This window comes from Parapedobacter flavus (assembly GCF_035818675.1).
Classification (GTDB): domain Bacteria; phylum Bacteroidota; class Bacteroidia; order Sphingobacteriales; family Sphingobacteriaceae; genus Parapedobacter; species Parapedobacter flavus.
Genome location: NZ_JAYKZZ010000017.1, coordinates 89,586 through 109,152 on the forward strand (window position 1 = coordinate 89,586; position 19,567 = coordinate 109,152).

Consider the following 19,567-nt stretch of genomic DNA (forward strand, 5'->3'; position numbering starts at 1 on the left):
TTAAACCGGTTGTCCAAATGTAAGCAGATTATGGTCGGGGTCGAGCATTGAAAACTCCCACAGCCCCCATGGCTTCTTTTCCAATGGACCATTGGGATGTATCAAACCTCTAGCTGAAAATAATTTGTACAACTTATTGATATCGTCTGTACGGATATACACCTGACCGTAATTCTCCTTGGGATCGAGGTCTTTAAACTCAAAAAAGTGAATCTCGATATCGTCTTTTTCAACCATGAGATAGCCTTCAAAATCAGCACCTCCGAACTCCTGAAAACCCAACTTATCGATATAAAAACTCCTCGTCGCGATTTTATCTCGCATCGGTAATTTCGGATGTACAGCGGTCAGCATAGCTTTTTTATATAAAGGTAGTTATTTTTTGATAATTCTTACCAGATTCACGACAGCACCCATCGGTAAATCGCTTTACATTATTGTTTAAGGTTGATTACCTTAGCGAGCAATGGAAGAAGGCCAATGGAGACCGCGATGAAAATGGCTACCCTAACATAATTGAGTGTTTGCCAAAGCGACATCCTGTTTACCAGACCCTTTGTGGCTAAAGTTGGCGTTTCCGCTATTTTCTGGAAATCGATAATCTGCGGCGCGAAATAGGCGATTGTCCACACCCTCACCCCAAAATGAATAGCAAACAAGATGAGCAGCCAATTCCTTACCTCGTGCATTTTCCAGCAGAAAATAATGGCTAAAATAAACGTGATCTCGTGCAACGAATGGAATACCATCCAAAAGAGCTTCAGGCTTGTGCCCCTCCCATCCAATAAAAGGTTAAAATGAGTTGGCGGCGAAAACGTCCATTTAGGAACAAAAACCAAGGTTTCGAAAACCTGTGCCCCATTCATCAAAAAATAGAGGAGCGTGGTGACGCCCAACCAAATTTCAGCTCTTACCACGTAACCCGTTGCTAATTGTTCCATTCTTACCATAATTTAGTTGTTATTCAACGTTTCGGTCGTTTCACGCATAATGGCGGTCGCTTCTATAAAATAGCGTTCAATAGTTTGTATTTCCTCCACTGAGAAAGCATTGAGCAAGTCAGCTGTTTTTTCTTGCAATCCTCCAAAAAGAGGTTCCAGCAGTTCCATCGTGTTCGTTACGTTTGGAACGATGATGACTTTCCGTCGGTCGTTTTTTGTGAATTTACGCTTGAGGAGTTTCTTTTTCTCCAAGCGATCGATCAAGCCTGTTACAGCGCCGGTGGTTAGTCCCGTAAGTTTCGAAAGGTCGCCCGCCGTCAATTGTTCATGTTGTAAAATAAGGCCTAAATATTTGTGGTCGGCTCCCGAAAGCCCTGCTTTACGAGCGATGGCTTCGTGCATAAAAATAGAAGCATCTGAATACTGCCGGCTTGCGCTCCGGAATTGGTGCACTAAATCATCCTTGTCTATTTCACTCATACGCTGATTATCTTAGCAACAAAGATAAATGAAATATATGAATAACTCCAAACTTCGTATACTGAAATTCGCTTATTTGTAATTGGCGACTACCTATCCGTCTGCCTTCTCTACTTCAACCGCTCCAATTTTCCTTTCCGTTTCACGAGGTTCTTATAATCCCATTGGATTTCCGCCGCCTTGTCGAGCCAGCGCTTGACGTCGTCGGCATCGATTTCGTCAACTGTAGCATAAAGCAGGGAGGCATCTTTGAATTTTCCGGTGCCCGGCTTTAGTTTTTCTTCATCAAAATCCATCCCGCTCCAAAACATCAGGCGGATACCGGCTTTCAGTTTGACATATCCGACAACGGGGTTCCCTTCCAAAAACCATACAGGGTGTGCGTGCCAGACTTTGCTTTCCGCGCCGGCAAGGTTTTCATCGATCAGCGCTGCCAACGTGTTACAGGTGTCGTTGTCTCCGGCTGTTTGCGATTGATTATATTTCAGAATATCGTTGTTCATTTAAGTTTGTCATTAGTTATGAGCAAAAGTAACATACTTATAGCGAAATCCGATGTTGACTTCATTTTTCAATATCAATATCGTATTTAGCAAGTAGCCCCGCTATACCTGAAACCGAAAACTTAGCTTTTTTTAGGCGATTGGTTTCCGGGTCGATGGTGTAGTTATAAGAAGTACGGAAATCAACCTTTTCAATTATGGTACGGTCAAAAACGGCATGCATCAGGTTACAGTTATCAAAGACGGCACCGGTCAAATCGGCTTCTGAGAAGTCGGTTTCCTGCAATTGTGAATCGTTGAAAACGGTCTTTTTGATTTTCGTTTTATAAAATGAAGAGTGGTTCAGCTGGCATCCGTTGAAGGAAAAAGAAAGACCGAATGGGTTACAGCTATCAAACCGGAGGCCCAGCATTTTGCAATCCTTGAATTGAACATCACGGAACGCGGTTCCGTTTATTTTTGCCAGGCTGAAGTTACAGCCGTTGAAGACGCACTCGGTGAATTTAAACACCGAGAAGTCATACCCGGAGAAGTCACACCCGTTGAAAACGCAATTATCGTACTCGCCGCTTTGCAGGGAGACGCTTCGGTCAAATGTCTGGTCCTCTATAATTATTTCTTGCATCTGCCTACTTTATTTTATCCCTCCAAAAGCGCCAAAACACATATTTTTATGCAGTATCTCAACCGCGCTAAAGCCGACCTGCCTCATCAGGTCGAGTTGGTAATTGATCGACCGAGGCGAGTCTTCCTTTGCCACATAGTCCAACACATGCTGGCGATATTCCTTTCCGCCCAGCCCTTCCAGGTAGTCGCCATACCGCTCCCAGGTATATTCGCTTAGCACATCCGTGTTCTGTATGACCAAGTCGGCTATCATCAGGCAACCACCGGGCCTCAATAACTTAAAAAGTTTCTCAAAGGTGGTTTCCCAATCTTTGTCGTCCCGCAGATGGTGTAAAACAGCGCCTGCCAGAATGATGTCGAAATGATTTTCAGCCAATTCCACCTCTCTGATATCGCCTTGTAACATTACTAATTCACCGTTGGTTTGCTGTGATACCCTTTCCGACGCCCTATCCAGCATGGGCTTGCTCAAATCAACCAGCGTACAATTCAAGTCGGGAATTTTTGAAAGCATGGTCAACGAATAGTTCCCCGCCCCGCAACCGATATCCAAGAGATTTTCGGCATTGGGAGCAACCCGCTTAGCAGCTTCCGTAATCAGTTCCAAAGAAATTTTTGCATCGATTGTTGAAAGCTGTCCGGTATCAAGGTTGGAAAACCGTTCCACGTCATGGTCAAACCGTTCTTTAATCTCTTCTACCGTTGATTTATCCATATGCTTCGTTACGTTGTTTTTCCAAGTTCATCTGCAGTTATTGTTCATCTGTACCCATTTTTCGATGGTTTTGTCGTGTTGTAAAATAGTCCTTAAACGGTTAATTCTTAAATAAATTATCAATATAGGCTACTAGTGTTGAATTTTCTAGCCAACGGAATAAGAGGACCGAATCTTGGTTCAATTTTGTCTAGTTTTATCGCATACAATGATACCAATTATATTTTATTTTCAGATAAATGAACACTATGGGTGAGCTTATTTTGACCGTAGTAGTCACCAACAAAAAAGAAAAATACTATATTTGCCTTTATGGAAGCATACGTTGTATATCCTGAAAATAAAGAACAACTCTCCGCATTGAAAGCTGTTTTGAAAGCGCTTAAAATCAATTTTGAGCCTCAGGCTACGGCTCCGCTGCCTCCCCATGCCATTGAAGGAATGAAGCGTGGGATTGACGACCTTGACAATGGACGGAAAATTCCATTCAGCGAATTTGAGGAATTGCTGACTCGTAATCCGTAATGGCAGATTATAAACTCTACTTCTCCAACGAAGCCAAAGATAGTTTCGAGGCATTATTGGATCAGGTAAAAGAACGGTGGGGTTCCAAAACCGCCAAACAATTCCAGAAAGACACCCGACGAGTATTGACTATTGTTACCAAATTTCCATTTGCCTTCCAAACTGTACAGGAGGATGCGCGCGTAAGGCGTGCTATCGTTCACCGTACTATTTCATTTTTATATCGTGTCGTCGGTAAAGAGGTGCAGATCATTGTTTTCTTTGACAATCGGCAGGAATCGATTCTGTAAACAGTATGGTGGTATCCGCCCGGGTCAACTAACCACTATCGGATGCTATCCTGTTGCCTGGCTCTCGCAATCTCGTCGACGTACATTTGTTTTGTCCATAAATTGGCTGTAAACAAACCTTTTTGCCCTTTACTTCCTCAATTTCCGTGATGTCACAATGTTGTGCAAGTCGAACAAAGACACCATACTTATCACCTTTCCTGTAACCTTTTCGTTCTTCGTCTACCCTAATGGTAATATAAGACATAAACAACGAAAATCATGGAATCAACAAATGCACAGCAAGCGTTAAGACAAACATTCAACCTATTGAAGTACACTTTCGTCATTGTACCTATTGTTGCGGGCGCCGACAAGTTCACCAACCTGCTAACCCATTGGGACCAGTACCTTAATCCGGCATTGGCCAGCCTCCTGCCTTTTTCCGCTGCGGCGTTCATGATGGTTGTGGGGGTTATCGAAATCGTGGCCGGCATCATTGTCCTGAAAAAACCCGACATTGGCGGATACATTGTTGCGGCATGGCTCGCCCTGATTGCACACACGCTATTAGCCGGTTTCGATTATGTGGATGTGGCCGTGCGCGACCTGGTAATGGCCATCGCGGCCCTGTCAATGGCTAGAATAGCTAAATTCATGGCATGAATAGGATGCAGTCGGAAAAGTTTACCGAAAAGGAAATTATTAAGGGAATCCTTGCTGGAGAGAAAGCGCTGTATGAAATCATCGTGCGGCGCTTCAATCCCTCCCTGTACAAAATCGGCAGGTCGTACAATTACAACCACCAAGACACGCAGGATTTGATGCAGGAAACATTTATCGACGCATACAAAAGCCTGCTACAGTTTGAAGGCCGTTCCGATTTTAAAACATGGATTATCCGTATCATGATGAACAACTGCTTTCGCAGGAAGAGAAAATCGAGTTTTAAGAACGAAATTATGCAAGACATAAACGACCAATCTACGCCGATGTTTGCCAACGGTCAGAACGATACGGATAAAATCGTGCAGCGCCATGAATTGGGGCGTGTAATAGAAAAAGCACTCGGAAAGATTCCATTCGACTATCGTATGGTATTTTCATTACGAGAAATCAACGGATTGAACGTAGCGGAAACCGCGGAAACGCTGCACATCAGTAATACCAACGTAAAGGTTCGCCTAAATAGGGCTAAAGCCATGCTGCGCAGCGAGATAAGAAAATACTATTCGCCCAATGAGCTGTTCGAATTTAACTTAATCTATTGCGATGCGATGGTGGAAAATGTGATGAAGAAAATAAGGGACCTTTGATGATCCAACGCGTCTTATCCGTTAAACTCTGGCGGATATTCCACCATTCCGTTTACATCGTTCAAGGTGCCTTCAACCAGCTCAATGGCCATGCAATTTTCGGCAGGAACGTCAAATGGCAGCTTGATATCATAGTTGCCGGCCAGCTGGTAGCCGAATCGCGGATAATAATTTTCATGCCCCAACAGAACCACAGACCCGAAGCCCAACGCTTTTGCTTTTTCATGGGCGGATTTAATTAGCAGCTCGCCAACGCCTTTCCGCTGGTGCGCTGGTAAAACAGCAACCGGGGCCAAGGCCAACGAAGTTGTGCTGCCATGTTCATTGACAATTCGGATCTTCGTCAGCAAAATATACCCCACCACCTCACCGCCCGATTCCGCTACCAGCGCTAATTCAGGCACAAATGCAGCCGATTCCCGCAGGCGTTCCACCAGGAATTGCTCTTGATGGTCGGTGTAAATTTCGTTCTCAAAAGCTTTTTCAACGACGTGGAAAACGGCTCCATGGTCGCTCGTTTCTTCTTTTCTGATTCGCATGTATCCCTAATTAACTACCGGTGCCATTCTGCTTATTTGTTATCATGTTTTTGCAAAACAAGGGTTCAAACTTAGGTAAAGCTACTTCGACATGCAAACAATAATTGCGCTGCATGCTGCTTTTTCCGTTACTCCGGCTTACCCTTCTTCCCGTCCATCATCTCATCCAAGCTCCCCTGTACGGCGTCTGCCCTTGGTGAACATTTTCCGAATCGGCCAGCAGCTCCACACGTACGCCTTCTGTAGTGATGTTTTCCTTGATTTCGAGCCACTGCAGGTCGGTACTTTCAAAGGCGGCATGCCGCGGGACGTCGGCCGGCGGGCTTTCGGGTTGCGGAATAAACTGGAGCAGGCCGTTGAACGACCGATCTTGGGTAACATGTCGATTTCCGGCAAAGCGGAAGAATTCAGGGCTTTTCACTGGCAAACGGTTTTCAGTAGCTCCTAAACGTAGGATAAATTGGGCGTAATTGCAATTGTGGGTTTTTCCGGCGTTTGTCTCGTTAGGTAATAACGCGTATCTTTGATGGTTATGAGTATTCTGGTAAACATTCAAAACGAACAAGAAGAGAAAGTTTTACTGGCCTTTCTTAACAGCTTGAGGTTTAATTACAAAACAGGTGTGGTTAAAGACGGCGATGTCATGCGGGAGGAGTTCATTGTCGAGTACAACAACTAACTGGACAAATCCGTCGCTGATATCGAGGCTGGAAACTTTGTGTTGCACGAAGATGTTGAAAAACTATTTTCCGATGGCGAAAAACGTTGAAATGACCATCAAATGGAATAAGAACGCGGTAAAAAGTTTAATCGCCGCGATTACCTTTATTCCCAACACCGCATCCTAACCTTAATTAAAAACCTCCCCACAACACACCTGCAATATCCTCTTGATCGATTTCGAGAAGGAAATGACGGTTCCTATCGCGCGACAATGGTAGATGACTACCGAATTTCATTTCGGGTAAAACCTGACCAAATACAGATTATTCGAATCTGGCATGGCAGTCGCAAACCGCGGTTTTATAAAAGGTAGTATTGGCGAATCCGGTGGATAGTTTGCGTGATAAAAAAGGAAAGTATCCACCTCAACGGTGAGCCAGGTCACCTTTGTAGATGTGTATGCTGGTAAGCAAGACGATGGTCGGCTCAAACTTGGTAAATGCGAAAGCTAACGAACAATCGGCGCTTGCCTAAAATATCCTCGGGTAATAGGATAACCCGATCATAAAAAATTGTTGGATATTATTTACCGTTACGCGCCTTACGGTATTGTCCCGCAACATATTTTGGATGATTCTGTTATTATTCAACATATCATAAGCGGAAAACTTGATTTCCAATTGCTCCTTTTTGAGCAGGCGGTAGTACACGTCCATGTGCCAGAGATAACGCTGCTCGGCCGGCAGCCCCTTCGTGGAAAAGTGTGTGCTCTGGAACCTACTGATCCATGTTGTGCGCCTCGGCCACGTCAACACCGCGTCTAGCCCCACGCTTGCACTATGGCTTGTTCGGTTGGTCAGACCCGATGCGGTCCAATACGTACTGAGCGATCCATGGAGCCCAAGCTTAAACCGGTCGGACAGCGCATAATCGACTTCCGGCCGATGGCTCATCGTTACCCGGCGACTTTTATGCTGGACGGCGTTGTTGAAAAAATAGCGGCTTCCACCTTGCAGCATCGATAGCAAGCTGATGTTCAGCGGGCTACCCCACAGCATCTTACTCCTTCTATACTGGTAAATCGCACTGAATGAAGAAAGCCCCGCCGTGTTGACCGTTTGGCTCAACCGCTCCCCGCTCGGTGCGTATATACTGCTATTCGCATACTGGTCGCGGTATAACGAATAGGTGATCTTCAGCCGATGGTTCCTATTTTTCGCATAATGCTGACCGGCGTATTCCAGTGAAAACTGGTACTCCTCTTCGGGCTTCAGGCCCCGGTTCCCGACTTGATTGAAGTCTTTCTGGGTGGTGTCTACCAAGGCGATCAACTGGTGGATTTGGGGCTGGTTGACCAACGTCTTATACGCAAGCGTCAGCGACCTGTTCGAGAGCTGGCGTGTTTGTCGATACCGGGCACTGGCCGATGGCAGCACATAAAGCGTATGCTTATCGAGCACCCGAAGCTCGTGGTCGGACGTGTTTTTTCTGGAAGTCGTCTCCACCCCCAGCCCAGCACCGAAATTCCACCGGTTACTCCCTCCTCCAATCCGTTTGACAAAACCTCGGGAAGCGATAATCTCCGGGGTCCACATAATTTCCCTCAACCGGTCCGAGTAAGAGATCGCTTGGTTCTCTACGGTATACCCATCCGTAGCCGGGTTAAAAAACAGGTCTTGCTGATCTTCATCCAGCAACCGGGCCGTTAGTGTATTACGTAGATCCAGCGATACACCGATATGCCTTACGCCCAGGGGTCTAAGCAGTCCATTCAAGCCAACCACAGCTTCCATTTCATGCAGCTGGTTGCCTTGACGGTTCCGCTTTAGGCGATCAATGGGGGCATCATGGCTAAACAAAATGTTCTCCTGTTGGTCCTGCGTTCGGTTTTCGGCCTCAAATTCATAAGACATGTTAAACTTTATTGGGCCTAGCATATCGATCTGGCGCAAATCGAAGCCTACTTTCCCGGTACGATTCTGCTCATCGTTGTGCATATCTTTGTACAAGTCGGCCAAGCTCTGCCCCGATTGATCGGTTACGTGCCGGTTATGCAGTTGGCCCAGCGATGTTTTCGACTGCTCCATGTACGAGTTAATCCTAAGCTCCCATTTGCTGTCAGCGTACCGAGCAGTGCCCCGGTACGACTGCTTGATGTCATTCCGATCGTCCTGTCTACTTTCTACGATTTCCTGCACGTTGCCTTCGCCAACTTGGCGGATTTCGTGTACATCGGTCAGCGCTTCGGATTTCCGGTCATTGTACAATAGTTCGAGATTGGTCTTGATGCGGTCGTTCCACTCCCGTTCAAACTTGGTGCCCACGATGGAAAACTCATTTAACCCCCGTTGATCAAACCGCGGGGTATTGGGTTCGAGGTCTTCCCCGCCAGCCTTATACACATTGGCTGCCAGGAAATCACTTGCATTACCGGCAATCTTATTCGTGTTGTTCGAGCCGGCAAACAGGCTGAGTTGGTTCTTCGGGTCGAATAGGTTGATCAAGAACGTCTTTTCTTGATGGTTTTTGGTGCCTTCCGCCACGGACACTTTCCCGAAAAGGCCTCTTTTTTTTCCGTCTTTAAGGATAATATCCATTTCCAACGATTCCTCCCGTTCCGGGGTATTGGTGGGGCTATCGTATACCTTTACCTTATCGATAGCATCCGATGGCAGATTGCGGGTAGCGATCGCTGGGTTTGCACCGAAAAACGGCTTACCTTCCACCAGCACCCGATCCACCTTTTTACCATTGACCGTAATCACGCCGTCGCCCCAAATGGCGACACCCGGCACCTTGGTCAACAGATCCTCTACCACGGCATTAGGTTGTAAATCGAATGCCTCGGGGTTGATGATCAGGGTGTCTTGGTCCATCATGATCGGGGGGCGGTTTACAGCCACTTCCGCCAACAGGTTTGATACGCTCGCCATTTGGATATCACCCATCACGATGTCCGTTGGGGTGGGCGGCCGGTTAACATCTACCTCAACCGTGCCGTATCCGATGTGCGATAAACGCAACTGGTATACCGAATCGACAAGCGGTATTTCGGTAAGGTTGAAATTGCCCCTGTTGTTGGTAAAGCCATATTTCAAGAGCTTACCGTTGCCTTTCTGGTAGATGCTCACCGTGGCAGATGCAATGGGTTCGTGTCCGACAGAATCTACTACGCGACCACGTATGAGGATTTGCTTTTCCGCATTAGATTGGCCATAACCGCTTAAACTACTCCATAAACACAAAAAAAATACGACTAAACATCTAATCACTTAGTATGGCTTTGATATTTTTTAAATATGCATCAGTCTGATTAGGGTATTCTTTAAATGGAACAAACACCTTATTCACGCGAGCATCATCGGACAAAACGAACAGGAAAGGTAAGTTCTTGTTTTCCAAGCTCAGCCCCAGGTTATCATCAGCGACAAAATATGATGAAAAATTCATCTTCCTGTTTTTATACTTTAATCTAAATTCTCTCCCTGTCATCCCGTCTACGATTAGGCAAACTTTGTCTTCATCTCCTTCATAAATGGCGTGCAATTTCTGCAATACCTGATCAATACAAAGGTTGCAATCATACTGGGAATATCTAAAAACCAAAAGTGGAGATCTTTCTGATAAATCCTCAACAGTGGTCTCACTGTCGTTTGAATCTTTTATATGAAGACTTTTATTTATTACCTTTCCGGCATTGGGAATAACAAGTTCGGGATAGATTTCCCAAAAAAAAGTCCTATTATCACTTTCCATATTTCTATGTATACCACCGTTTGTTTCATCAGGCCACAGAAGCATCCCTACCCCTATGGTTACCAATGCAATGGCCAGAACGCTGTAAAGTATCAGGATATGGCGTTTAGTTTTTGAAAGCATATTTCAGTCTATTCAGTTTCGAGTTATTGCTTCAGGTAGGATAACCGCAGAATAGGGTTATGCGACTCCTTTTTCATTAGCACATTTAGGTTTTGAGGGAACAAATCCCTTTGCTGTGGTCGCGGGGTCTCCTCGTACTGTTTTTTCAAAGCGACGAAAGACACCTCCGAAATCAGCGCCCCATGATCTACCGCCAATATAGGCCTAAAATTTTCAGTCACAGGTAGGCCCAAGGCCGAATCTTCCGTTTCCTTCAGGTTAAAGAGCTCATAGGTATTCAAGTTGTACAGAAAAGCACTCCTCTTGATACTAGGAGACGTATTGAAAGAAAGCCAATTTCCAGAGAGATAGACATCCCGTATCGAATAAATAACGGACTTATTTGCTTTTAAATAGTCGCGCCATTTTCCATGATATTCAGGATTCGTCAAAAAATCAAAAGGAAGGGTATTGAAACGCGGTAAAATGATTTTAAACCGCTCATGGGGCACCGCATTGGTGTCAAATTCATAGATGGCATAATCATAGGGTTGGGTAAAGAGCAGGCGATTCTGGTCAGACCGATAAAAGTATTTTGATACGCCAAATAAATCAGTATTTTTCCTCGTTGAATCAACAGGTAAATAGGCGCCGAGGCGCTCACCGGTCCTGGCATCATACCGGACAATATTTTCAAAATGCGCGCGATCATCATCGGTCTCGGAATGGTGGGAACGGGGCTGATAGCAGATTTTGAATCCATTGAATAGCGTAAAATCCCTAAAAGAAACCATGCTGTCCCACTCCGCCACTTCGATAAAGCTACCATCCAACCCAAACGTATAGGGGCCATGGGGTGCCCATGTATCCCGAAATGAGAGAACACCCCTGGACCTATCGATAGCGAATTTATCGACACTCTTAAAGGGTTCGTTTTCGTTATTTTTGTCAATTTTATGGCTGAAGCTACCATCGCGATGAAAGAAAAAAAAGCTGTTTATCCGCTTATCTAAGATAATGAAATAGCCGTCGGTTACTTCCAGTTGCGAGATGTTGGAAAACGCCGAATGTTCATTGGTCTCTAAGGGGATATAAGCGATAGAATCAAACAACACGGCGTCTACGCCCCCCGTGGCAGCGGCGAGGTCTACCCGGATTTCAGTAACTGCTGCGGTCGAATCTTGCTTGGTTAGGCTTTCGCCCAAGCAGATACTCGACAGGAATGCCCCATGGAACACGAATAAAATAAGCCGGTGAAGTGTCTTACTAACTTTCGGTCGCATCGTGAATAGACGCTTTAATTTTTTATCAATCAAGATGGGATTTGGTTATGTTATTTACGTTTATAACTTTCATGCTAAAAGTAAAAAAAAATTGAACATAGCCAAATCGCGAAAAAAAGGCCCCACTTAAAACTGCACATCAGCGACAAATTCTTCAATAGAATTTTGATTCAAATGTTTTGTATTGTTCTTGAATTTCTCCCGCCAAGCTTTCATTCCCGCCGTTAAGGACAACCTGCCCCAGGCTGCCCAACGAATGAAAGGCCAGTTGCAGTTTTTGTAATTCAAGATTCGGCTTTGACTGCATCAATGAAGCGTAATAATTTAACTGGCCGGTGAGATAACCGGTGATCCGCGTTGCCAATACATCCGCTTCGTTGGGCACACCAGCAGCATACAGGTTCTGGATAAACGGTAGGTATCCGAAATAGACGCCCCTTTCAGAATAAGTGCGGGAAGGGATAACCTTGTTAACGGCAACTTCCAAAATCTCTTTGGCTTGTTCTTTCCTTCCCTGGGCGATCAATTGAGAAGCGGTGTCAGAAAAAACAGTACCTAGGATCAAAGGCAGCATGTTATAAGATTCTGGGTCGACATAAGAAGATGTATTGATATTTCCCCACACGTACTTGTGCTTGATATGTCCATATATTGCATCTGCGTTGACCAAGCCTTGCGACGAATTGGGTTCCTTGTCGATAGGCATCAGCCGTAAGGCAAACCCTTCGGATACGAGGTATTTATCCAGTCCCATGAAATTCGAACGAGGTACCGTACTTGCAAAATAGATCGGTCGTTCCCAATTGTTGTTTACCAGGATATCCATCATCGCCAATTCGGCACGCGACACGTAGTCGCGGTTGTACGTCCAGGTCATGGTGTCTACGATGCTATCCTGCCAGGCTTCCGGTACGACCTCATTTTTAATCACGTCTGCTTTATTGATCGTAAGCTGGAAGTTTTTCGTTGGTAAAAAGTTTTCGGGCTCCTCTCCGCGCACGGGCCATTTATCGTTCGGATTGTCGGAGAGCATCAAGTCCACGATTTTCTCGAGCTCCACGTGACCGGAAATGTGTGCGTCTTGGTAGTGAATAAAATCGCGTAGGCCTTTTACGATTTTTTCATTCGGGATGTCTATGGGCAATGGCGGTGCTTCGTTAACCTGTTTTTTGACCTGCCGGACATACCAGTCGGCACTGAGCAGGCTCAGATTGACGACCCGGATATCCGGACGTACATTTTCTACTTCCTGAGCGTACCAGAGCGGGTAGGTGTCGTTATCGCCGTAGGTGAATAAAATAGCATTTGGGGCGCAAGATTCGAGGTAATTGATCGCGATATCCCGTGCTAGATACTTTTCGGAGCGATTGTGATCATCCCACCCTTCCTTTGCCAACATCACCGCACCGGCAAACAGACCGATTACCGTGGCTAAGATACCCGCCGTTCGCATGGATACTTTTTTGTTCAGCCATTCGCTGATGGCCAGCACCCCCAACCCTATCCAAATGGCAAAAGCATAGAAAGAGCCCGCGTAGGCATAGTCCCGCTCACGGGGTTCCAGCGGACTTTGATTGAGGTATAGTACGATGGCGATTCCTGTCATAAAAAATAACAGCCCTACAACTCCCGCATCTTTCTGGCGTCGTTTAAAATGCCAAAATGCGCCAATCAGACCAAGAATGAGGGGCAGGAAATAAAACCGGTTGTATGACGGATTGGTAATTTGCGATTCGGGCAGGGCATCTTGCCCACCCACGTGCAACTGGTCGATAAATTTGATACCACTTACCCAGTTGCCTGCGGTCGGGTCACCATGCCCCTGCTGGTCATTCTGCCGACCGGCAAAGTTCCACAAAAAGTAGCGACCGTACATATGTCCTATTTGGTAGCCAAAGAAAAACCGCAGGTTGTCCGCGAAAGTAGGACGCACGCCCTCACCTAGGTTGAGGAAGTCGCGGTAATACTGCTGGTGGTCGGGTTCGCGCCAACTATAGGTGCGCGGAAACACCGTTTCCCGGTCAAATGCATAGTCAATGGTGCGGCCCGCCGTTTCATATCGCTCAGCGCCTTTGCGGTAGGTGTTACTACCTTCCTCGATGCCGATCGGTCTTGAATCAAAATAGGGGCCGCTAACTAAGGGCTTGTCACCATATTGTTCGCGGTTGAGGTAACTAAGGAATGAAAAGGCATTGTCCGGATCACTGTTGTTCAATGTAGGATTAGCCTTCGCCCGGATAAGGATCATCGTGAAAGAGCTATAACCAAACACGATAAACGCAAAAGAAAGCAGAATGATATGGAGTAAGGGTTTGGCTTTGCGATGCGAGTAAACAATCCCGTATACGGTGCCACCAAGGAGCAAAATGGCGAAAACGACAACTCCCGACCCAAATCCCATCCCCAGGGAATTGACAAAAAACAGATCGAAATGGGCGGCGAACTTGATCAGGTATTGGATAATACCCCACAAAACGACCGCCACGGTGACGAACCCCAACAATAGGGTCTTCACTGCACCGCTGCTTGTCGCGTTTTTCGAGCGGCGAAAGTAGATAACCAAGGCAATGGCCGGGATGGCCAGCAGGTTAAGAAGGTGCACACCGATAGAGAGGCCCATGATATAGGCGATAAAAATGAGCCACTTATCGGTTCCTGGTTTGTCAGCATGCCGATCCCATTTCAGTATCGCCCAAAAAACGACGGCCGTACAAAGTGATGATAGGGCATATACTTCCGACTCCACTGCCGAAAACCAAAACGTATCCGTAAATGTATAGGCCAACGCGCCGACGGCGCCAGCCCCCATGATCTGCACGAGTCGCCCGGAAGTGAGCTCTTCTCCGGCTTTCCAACGTGCTTTTCGCGCCAGCGCGGTAATGGTCCAAAACAAAAACACGATGGTTAAGCCGCTTGATAACACCGAGCCCATGTTCATCCAAAATGCAATGCGCGCCGTATCGCCCAAAGCAAAATTCGAAAAGATGTTCTGTAACATCAAAAACAACGGAGCACCGGGTTGGTGCACGATCTGCATCTTATAAGCCGAAGCAATGAACTCGCCTGCATCCCAGAAACTCGTTGTTCGCTCGGCCGTCATGGCATACACCGTAAAGGCGATTGTTCCACATACCCAGCCCAAAATGTTGTTAACCCTGTTGTAGTTCGAAGTACCCATTTTAACGTGCATGAAAATGAAAAACAGACAATTATGAAGAATATAATTTCAATAATAAAGGTTTTTTTCTAGAAACGACTCATTATTAGGTGTGTTTTTTTCCTCATATAAAGTTAAACAATCGCTTTTGCTTTTCAAAGGGGGCAATTCAAAGCAGCACATTAACAATCAAGCCCGCCTGAAATCGGGCGGGCTTGATGGTCTATAACAACATGTTGTTATCGTTTCCTAAAGGGCAAAGATGGCATCCATCTGCCCAGACACCTTCTTCAGGTACTCCCGGTCGCCACCACCCAACTCAACGGTGAGCCAGCCGCCTTGGTAATCGATATCCCTAAGCGCCTGCATCACCACCGGCCAGTTGTTGTCGCCCGCCAGCAGGTCTACCTTAAAGCCATCCCACAGCCCTTCATCATTCATCTTTTCGCGACTGAATTCCTTGGCGTGTAGCTTTACGATGCGCCTGTTGAGTTCGGTTATCCAGTGCTCGGGCCAACCGTACCGCAAGATGTTGCCGATATCGAAGTACCAGCCCACCAGCGGGTGGTTGATCTCGTCGACGAATTGACGGGCTTCCACCGGACTCAGGATAAAGTTACTCCATACGTTCTCCAAGCCGATCTTCATACCCGTCTTTTCGGCATGGGGAATCAGCTTACGCACTGAATCCAGCGCATTGCGGTACGCCACACCATAAGGGATTTTTTCGTTGACCACACCCGGCACCACCAGCACCGTGTCGCCGCCCAAAGCCTTTACATCGGCCAGCGACTTCGCCACCGAATCGATGGTGAATTGCCGTACCTCCGGATCGGGGTCGGACAAGGGCTTGCTCCAATGGTCTTTGTTGACCACGCTGGGTATCTCGATGCCCGCCTTTTCCTTGGCTTCAAGCATTTCGTCCAGACTGAAATCGACCGGACTGTTGAACTCGACCCCGTCGAAACCGAGGTCCTTCACCAGCTTGCACTTGTCGACCAACGAGAGTTCCTCCTTGATCATGTAAAAGCTGACGCCTTTCTTCAGTTTCAACGTGTTGCCAACAGGTTTGGCCATTAGCGGACTGGCGCCGCCGAGCGCCGGGGCAACCACGGCTCCACCCGCCAACAGCGATGCGGATTTTATAAAATTCTTTCTATCCATCATATCAAATCGTCTTTTTTTCGCCAGGGATGGCAATGGGTAAATCATATTTCGTATCCCACGATACGTTGCCGGGGAAGAACACCTCATCGGATGCCAACGCGGCCTCCAGCGAAACGGCTTGGCCCGTATAACCGGCCATCCGGCCCGCGAGGGCAACCAGGTTCGATTTCACCATCCAGTCGCCGTCGTTCATCGGCTTGTTCGCCCGGATGGACGCAAACAGCTCATCGTGTTCCTGCTGATACATGCCTCTCGAATTGCTCTTTTTGTATGCGTTCTCGTCGGTGAACTTCGTCGTATCGTCATATTTCCAAGGGTTCTTACCTGTAATGTCGTGCCCACCGGTACGGCAGTCTACCACACACCGACCTTCATCGCCCACCAGCTCCACGGCATAGGCCGGCGCGGTATCGTTCTGCTGCCGGCAGGAGAAATAGGCTTTCGTGCCATCGTCGTATTGGTACACCATGGCAAAATGGTCATAGACGTTGCCGAATTTGGGGTCCACCCGCTTCTGGCGGCCGCCACTTCCGGTTACGCTCACGGGCAGCTTATCGCCCAGTGCCCACTGCATCATATCCAAGCTATGGATGGCCTGCTCGATGATGTGGTCGCCCGAGAGCCAATTATAATACAGCCAGTTCCGCAGCTGGTATTCAAAATCCGTCCATTGGGGTTGCCGTTCTTTGTACCATAGCTCCCCGGTATTGTAGCTGCACTCGGCGGCCAATATCCGGCCAATCTGGCCGTCGTGAACACGGCTGAAGGTCTCCCGCTTGGGGGTGTGGTATCGCCAGCAGAACCCCGATACCAGCGACAGGTTCTTGGCCTTCGCTTGATTTGCAGCGGCGATGACCCGGCGCATGCCCGGACCGTCTACTGCAAACGGCTTTTCGCAGAAAATGTGCTTGCCCGCATTCACGGCGGCCTCCAGGTGGTCGGCACGGAATCCCGGGGGCGCAGCCAGCAGCACCACGTCAACGTCCAGGTCGACCAATTGCTGATAGGCATCCAATCCCACCAGTTGATGCCGTTTGGATACCTTAACTCTTTTGCCAAACTTCTCTTTCAGTGTGGTCAACGAATGCTCAAGCTGGTCCTCAAATGCATCGGCCATGGCATACAACACGACATTGGGGTCGGCATTGAGCGCCTCCATGGCCGCAGCCGTGCCCCTGCCCCCACAGCCGATAAGGCCCACCCGCAACGTCTTCGAGTTGAGTGACCAGATCGAATTGGACCCCAGCGCATAATCGGCAGCCACCGTACCGGCGATGGTCGTTAATCCTGCTGTTTTTAAAAACCTTCTTCTAGAATAGTTCATATGAATCTTTAAATGGATAATTGATTATCGGCCAAGCTAGCCGCTGATACAATCACAAATATTGAAAAAATAACGGTGGTCGGCAAGCACAAAAGGGTGCAGACCCGTTTTAAAGCCTAATCAATCGGTTGTTCTATTTCAGTTGGAGGAGTAACGGCCCGCTATACCGGCACATACTTGCGGTTGATGTGCTGCCAGATATACGCCATGAACCCCAGCGCCACGAGTGCCCCGGCCACCCCCTGCAGGAGCAGTGTGTAATGGATGCCCCAGGCACTGGCCATGGCTCCTACCAATAGGCTCCCCAACGGAAATATCCCCTGAAAGGCCATGATGTAATAGCTGATCGCCCTGGCCCGGTATGCCGGTATGGCGTGGGTTTGGATATAGGTGTTGATGCTCGCATTCTGTACCATCATCCCCATGGAAGCCAATAACGTGCTGACCAAGGCCAGCGGCAGCCACGACGCGAAAGAAAGGGCGAGGATGCCTGCTGCCAATAGTCCTGCAGCTTTCATCACCCGGAAGCGCAGGTTGGTGCCTACCTGTGTTTTGGCCATATAAAAGGCACCCGCCATTGCACCAAGCCCCGCAGCACTCTCAAACCAGCTGAAGGTCGTGGCATCGCCATCAAACATCTCGCGGGCAATGACCGGCAGCAGCGTGGTGTACGGAATGACCAACAGGCTGGAGGCGGTGAGCAGCATGATCAACGAGGATATATGGGGCGAATGCCGCAGGTAACTGAACCCCTCCTTAAGACCTTGCCATGTACTTTCCTTGCGTGCAACAGCTTGGTTTGGCTTCAACCGCATAAGGAGCAACGAGGCAATGACGGCAAAAAAGCTGATGAAGTTGATACCGAAGCATACCGCCTCGCCGTACATGCTGAGTAATATACCGCCCAGAGCGGGCCCTACCATACGGGCCGCGTTGAAGGCCGATGAGTTGAGTGCGATGGCATTGGGCAGGTCGGCCTTATTGTCTACCAGCTCTACCATGAGCGACTGCCGCGCGGTGACATCGAAGGTATTGATGACACCCTGTACAAGACTCAGCACCCCAATCCACCATACATTGTAATAACCAGAAAACACCATGGCCGCGAGTGTACCCGCCTGCAGCATCAGACCAATCTGGGTAAGCAACACAATGCGGTATTTCTGGTGGCGGTCTACAAAACTGCCGATAAATGGGGATAGAACCAACGAGGGAATAAGCGACACAAACGAAATGATACCGAGCACCAAGGCCGACTCGGTAAGCCGATAAACCAGCCAACTCACAGCAAGGCGCTGCATCCATGTGCCCAGCAGGGAAATGGCTTGGCCGGTAAAATGGAGCCGGTAGTTCCGATGCGTTAGTGCCTGGAAGATGTTCACCTCATCAATCGCGCAAAAGTCATACCCTTATTTTTTGCCATCCGGGTTATTATCGTTAATTTTACAGGCTGTAGTAACGTTTACAGCTAGTTAACAGATAACACTATTTATATCATTCGAAACATGAAGTTTTTTATTGACACCGCTAATCTGCAACAGATCAAAGAAGCCCAAGACCTGGGCGTGCTGGATGGCGTAACCACCAATCCCAGTCTGATGGCCAAAGAAGGCATCACCGGCGAAGAAAATGTCATCAACCACTACAAAGCCATCTGCGAAATCGTCGATGGCGATGTCAGCGCGGAGGTTATATCCACCGATTTTGACAATATCATCAAAGAGGGCGAAGCCTTGGCCAAACTCCACGAACGCATCGTGGTGAAGGTACCCATGATCAAGGAAGGTGTAAAGGCCATCAAATACTTCAGCGACAAAGGAATCAGAACCAACTGTACGCTGGTATTTTCATCAGGCCAAGCCCTGTTGGCCGCAAAGGCCGGAGCCACTTACGTATCGCCGTTCCTGGGCCGTTTGGACGATATCTCGACCGACGGATTGGCGCTGATCGAAGATATCCGGTTGATCTATGACAATTACGGCTATGAAACGCAGATATTGGCGGCTTCCATCCGCCACGTGATGCACATTGTTGAGTGCGCCAAGATCGGTGCCGATGTGATGACCGGTCCGCTATCTGCCATATTGGGATTGCTTAAACACCCACTGACCGACAACGGACTGGCGCAATTTTTGGCCGACCACGCCAAAGCTGCCGGCAAATAATCTTTTGGAACGGATGTCTCGAATCAAGGCCAATC

General features: G+C 47.7%; 22 protein-coding genes. 7 read left to right on the forward strand and 15 right to left on the reverse strand.

From position 1 onward, the window contains the following. From U9S71_RS14775 to U9S71_RS14800, 6 genes are all read right to left on the reverse strand, one after another. Positions 1-354: a bleomycin resistance protein gene (locus tag U9S71_RS14775; protein WP_326328309.1), complete on the reverse strand. Its 354-nt coding sequence runs from the start codon at positions 352-354 to the stop codon at positions 1-3. A gap of 80 nt (positions 355-434) precedes the next feature. Further along, entirely contained in the window at positions 435-941 is a 507-nt protein-coding gene (locus tag U9S71_RS14780) for a transposase (protein ID WP_326328311.1), read from the reverse strand. A 12-nt stretch (positions 942-953) separates the two neighbouring features. Next, positions 954-1,421, reverse strand: a complete 468-nt coding sequence (locus U9S71_RS14785) for a MarR family winged helix-turn-helix transcriptional regulator (protein ID WP_326328313.1) — start codon at positions 1,419-1,421, stop codon at positions 954-956. A gap of 110 nt (positions 1,422-1,531) precedes the next feature. Further along, a complete protein-coding gene (locus tag U9S71_RS14790) occupies positions 1,532-1,924 on the reverse strand; it encodes a DUF1801 domain-containing protein (protein ID WP_326328314.1) in 393 nt (130 codons plus the stop codon). A gap of 61 nt (positions 1,925-1,985) precedes the next feature. Beyond that, on the reverse strand, positions 1,986-2,549 hold the full coding sequence (locus tag U9S71_RS14795) for a pentapeptide repeat-containing protein (protein ID WP_326328315.1): 564 nt from the start codon (positions 2,547-2,549) through the stop codon (positions 1,986-1,988). A 9-nt stretch (positions 2,550-2,558) separates the two neighbouring features. Beyond that, positions 2,559-3,266, reverse strand: coding sequence for a class I SAM-dependent methyltransferase (locus U9S71_RS14800; RefSeq protein WP_326328317.1), 708 nt, complete (start codon positions 3,264-3,266; stop codon positions 2,559-2,561). A 312-nt stretch (positions 3,267-3,578) separates the two neighbouring features. Between U9S71_RS14800 and U9S71_RS14805 the strand changes: the two genes are divergently transcribed. The 4 genes from U9S71_RS14805 (at position 3,579) to U9S71_RS14820 (ending at position 5,376) form a co-directional block, all read left to right on the forward strand. Further along, on the forward strand, positions 3,579-3,791 hold the full coding sequence (locus U9S71_RS14805) for a DUF2683 family protein (protein WP_326328318.1): 213 nt from the start codon (positions 3,579-3,581) through the stop codon (positions 3,789-3,791). Next, positions 3,791-4,081: a type II toxin-antitoxin system RelE/ParE family toxin gene (locus U9S71_RS14810; protein ID WP_326328320.1), complete on the forward strand. Its 291-nt coding sequence runs from the start codon at positions 3,791-3,793 to the stop codon at positions 4,079-4,081. The genes U9S71_RS14805 and U9S71_RS14810 overlap by 1 nt, the downstream gene beginning before the upstream one ends. Positions 4,082-4,342: 261 nt before the next feature. Further along, the gene (locus tag U9S71_RS14815) at positions 4,343-4,726 is read left to right on the forward strand and encodes a hypothetical protein (RefSeq protein WP_326328321.1); all 384 of its coding nucleotides are present in this window, start codon (positions 4,343-4,345) and stop codon (positions 4,724-4,726) included. Further along, on the forward strand, positions 4,723-5,376 hold the full coding sequence (locus U9S71_RS14820) for a sigma-70 family RNA polymerase sigma factor (protein WP_326328322.1): 654 nt from the start codon (positions 4,723-4,725) through the stop codon (positions 5,374-5,376). The genes U9S71_RS14815 and U9S71_RS14820 overlap by 4 nt, the downstream gene beginning before the upstream one ends. Positions 5,377-5,390: 14 nt before the next feature. On the opposite strand, the gene U9S71_RS14825 is transcribed toward U9S71_RS14820, so the two are convergent. Both U9S71_RS14825 and U9S71_RS14830 read right to left on the reverse strand, forming a co-directional pair. Continuing rightward, on the reverse strand, positions 5,391-5,915 hold the full coding sequence (locus U9S71_RS14825) for a GNAT family N-acetyltransferase (RefSeq protein WP_326328323.1): 525 nt from the start codon (positions 5,913-5,915) through the stop codon (positions 5,391-5,393). 157 nt (positions 5,916-6,072) lie between these two features. Further along, positions 6,073-6,336 carry a hypothetical protein gene (locus U9S71_RS14830; protein ID WP_326328324.1) on the reverse strand — a complete coding sequence of 88 codons (264 nt, stop codon included), beginning with the start codon at positions 6,334-6,336 and terminating at the stop codon, positions 6,073-6,075. Between the two features lie 111 nt (positions 6,337-6,447). Between U9S71_RS14830 and U9S71_RS14835 the strand changes: the two genes are divergently transcribed. Both U9S71_RS14835 and U9S71_RS21095 read left to right on the forward strand, forming a co-directional pair. Further along, positions 6,448-6,594: a hypothetical protein gene (locus U9S71_RS14835; RefSeq protein ID WP_326328325.1), complete on the forward strand. Its 147-nt coding sequence runs from the start codon at positions 6,448-6,450 to the stop codon at positions 6,592-6,594. A 198-nt stretch (positions 6,595-6,792) separates the two neighbouring features. Beyond that, positions 6,793-6,951 (forward strand): type II toxin-antitoxin system RelE/ParE family toxin, encoded by a 159-nt coding sequence (locus U9S71_RS21095; RefSeq protein ID WP_436410334.1) that lies wholly within the window; start codon positions 6,793-6,795, stop codon positions 6,949-6,951. 157 nt (positions 6,952-7,108) lie between these two features. On the opposite strand, the gene U9S71_RS14840 is transcribed toward U9S71_RS21095, so the two are convergent. The 7 genes from U9S71_RS14840 to U9S71_RS14870 all read right to left on the reverse strand — a co-directional run bounded on the left by U9S71_RS14840 (position 7,109) and on the right by U9S71_RS14870 (position 18,749). Further along, positions 7,109-9,850 (reverse strand): carboxypeptidase regulatory-like domain-containing protein, encoded by a 2,742-nt coding sequence (locus tag U9S71_RS14840; protein ID WP_326328326.1) that lies wholly within the window; start codon positions 9,848-9,850, stop codon positions 7,109-7,111. Beyond that, positions 9,843-10,457 carry a hypothetical protein gene (locus U9S71_RS14845; RefSeq protein ID WP_326328327.1) on the reverse strand — a complete coding sequence of 205 codons (615 nt, stop codon included), beginning with the start codon at positions 10,455-10,457 and terminating at the stop codon, positions 9,843-9,845. Before U9S71_RS14845 ends, U9S71_RS14840 begins: the two co-directional genes overlap by 8 nt. A gap of 23 nt (positions 10,458-10,480) precedes the next feature. Next, complete coding sequence (locus U9S71_RS14850; RefSeq protein ID WP_326328328.1) at positions 10,481-11,719, reverse strand: DUF4934 domain-containing protein; 1,239 nt, start codon at positions 11,717-11,719, stop codon at positions 10,481-10,483. A 154-nt stretch (positions 11,720-11,873) separates the two neighbouring features. Next, the gene (locus U9S71_RS14855) at positions 11,874-14,897 is read right to left on the reverse strand and encodes a glycosyltransferase family 117 protein (RefSeq protein WP_326328329.1); all 3,024 of its coding nucleotides are present in this window, start codon (positions 14,895-14,897) and stop codon (positions 11,874-11,876) included. 228 nt (positions 14,898-15,125) lie between these two features. Further along, complete coding sequence (locus U9S71_RS14860; RefSeq protein WP_326328331.1) at positions 15,126-16,043, reverse strand: sugar phosphate isomerase/epimerase family protein; 918 nt, start codon at positions 16,041-16,043, stop codon at positions 15,126-15,128. A gap of 1 nt (position 16,044) precedes the next feature. Further along, on the reverse strand, positions 16,045-17,367 hold the full coding sequence (locus U9S71_RS14865; protein ID WP_326328332.1) for a Gfo/Idh/MocA family protein: 1,323 nt from the start codon (positions 17,365-17,367) through the stop codon (positions 16,045-16,047). Positions 17,368-17,528: 161 nt separating this feature from the next. Next, complete coding sequence (locus tag U9S71_RS14870) at positions 17,529-18,749, reverse strand: MFS transporter (RefSeq protein ID WP_326328333.1); 1,221 nt, start codon at positions 18,747-18,749, stop codon at positions 17,529-17,531. A gap of 123 nt (positions 18,750-18,872) precedes the next feature. Here U9S71_RS14870 and fsa point away from each other — a divergent pair, with 123 nt between their 5' ends. Continuing rightward, positions 18,873-19,532, forward strand: a complete 660-nt coding sequence (fsa, locus tag U9S71_RS14875) for a fructose-6-phosphate aldolase (protein WP_326328334.1) — start codon at positions 18,873-18,875, stop codon at positions 19,530-19,532. Positions 19,533-19,567: the final 35 nt, after the last annotated feature.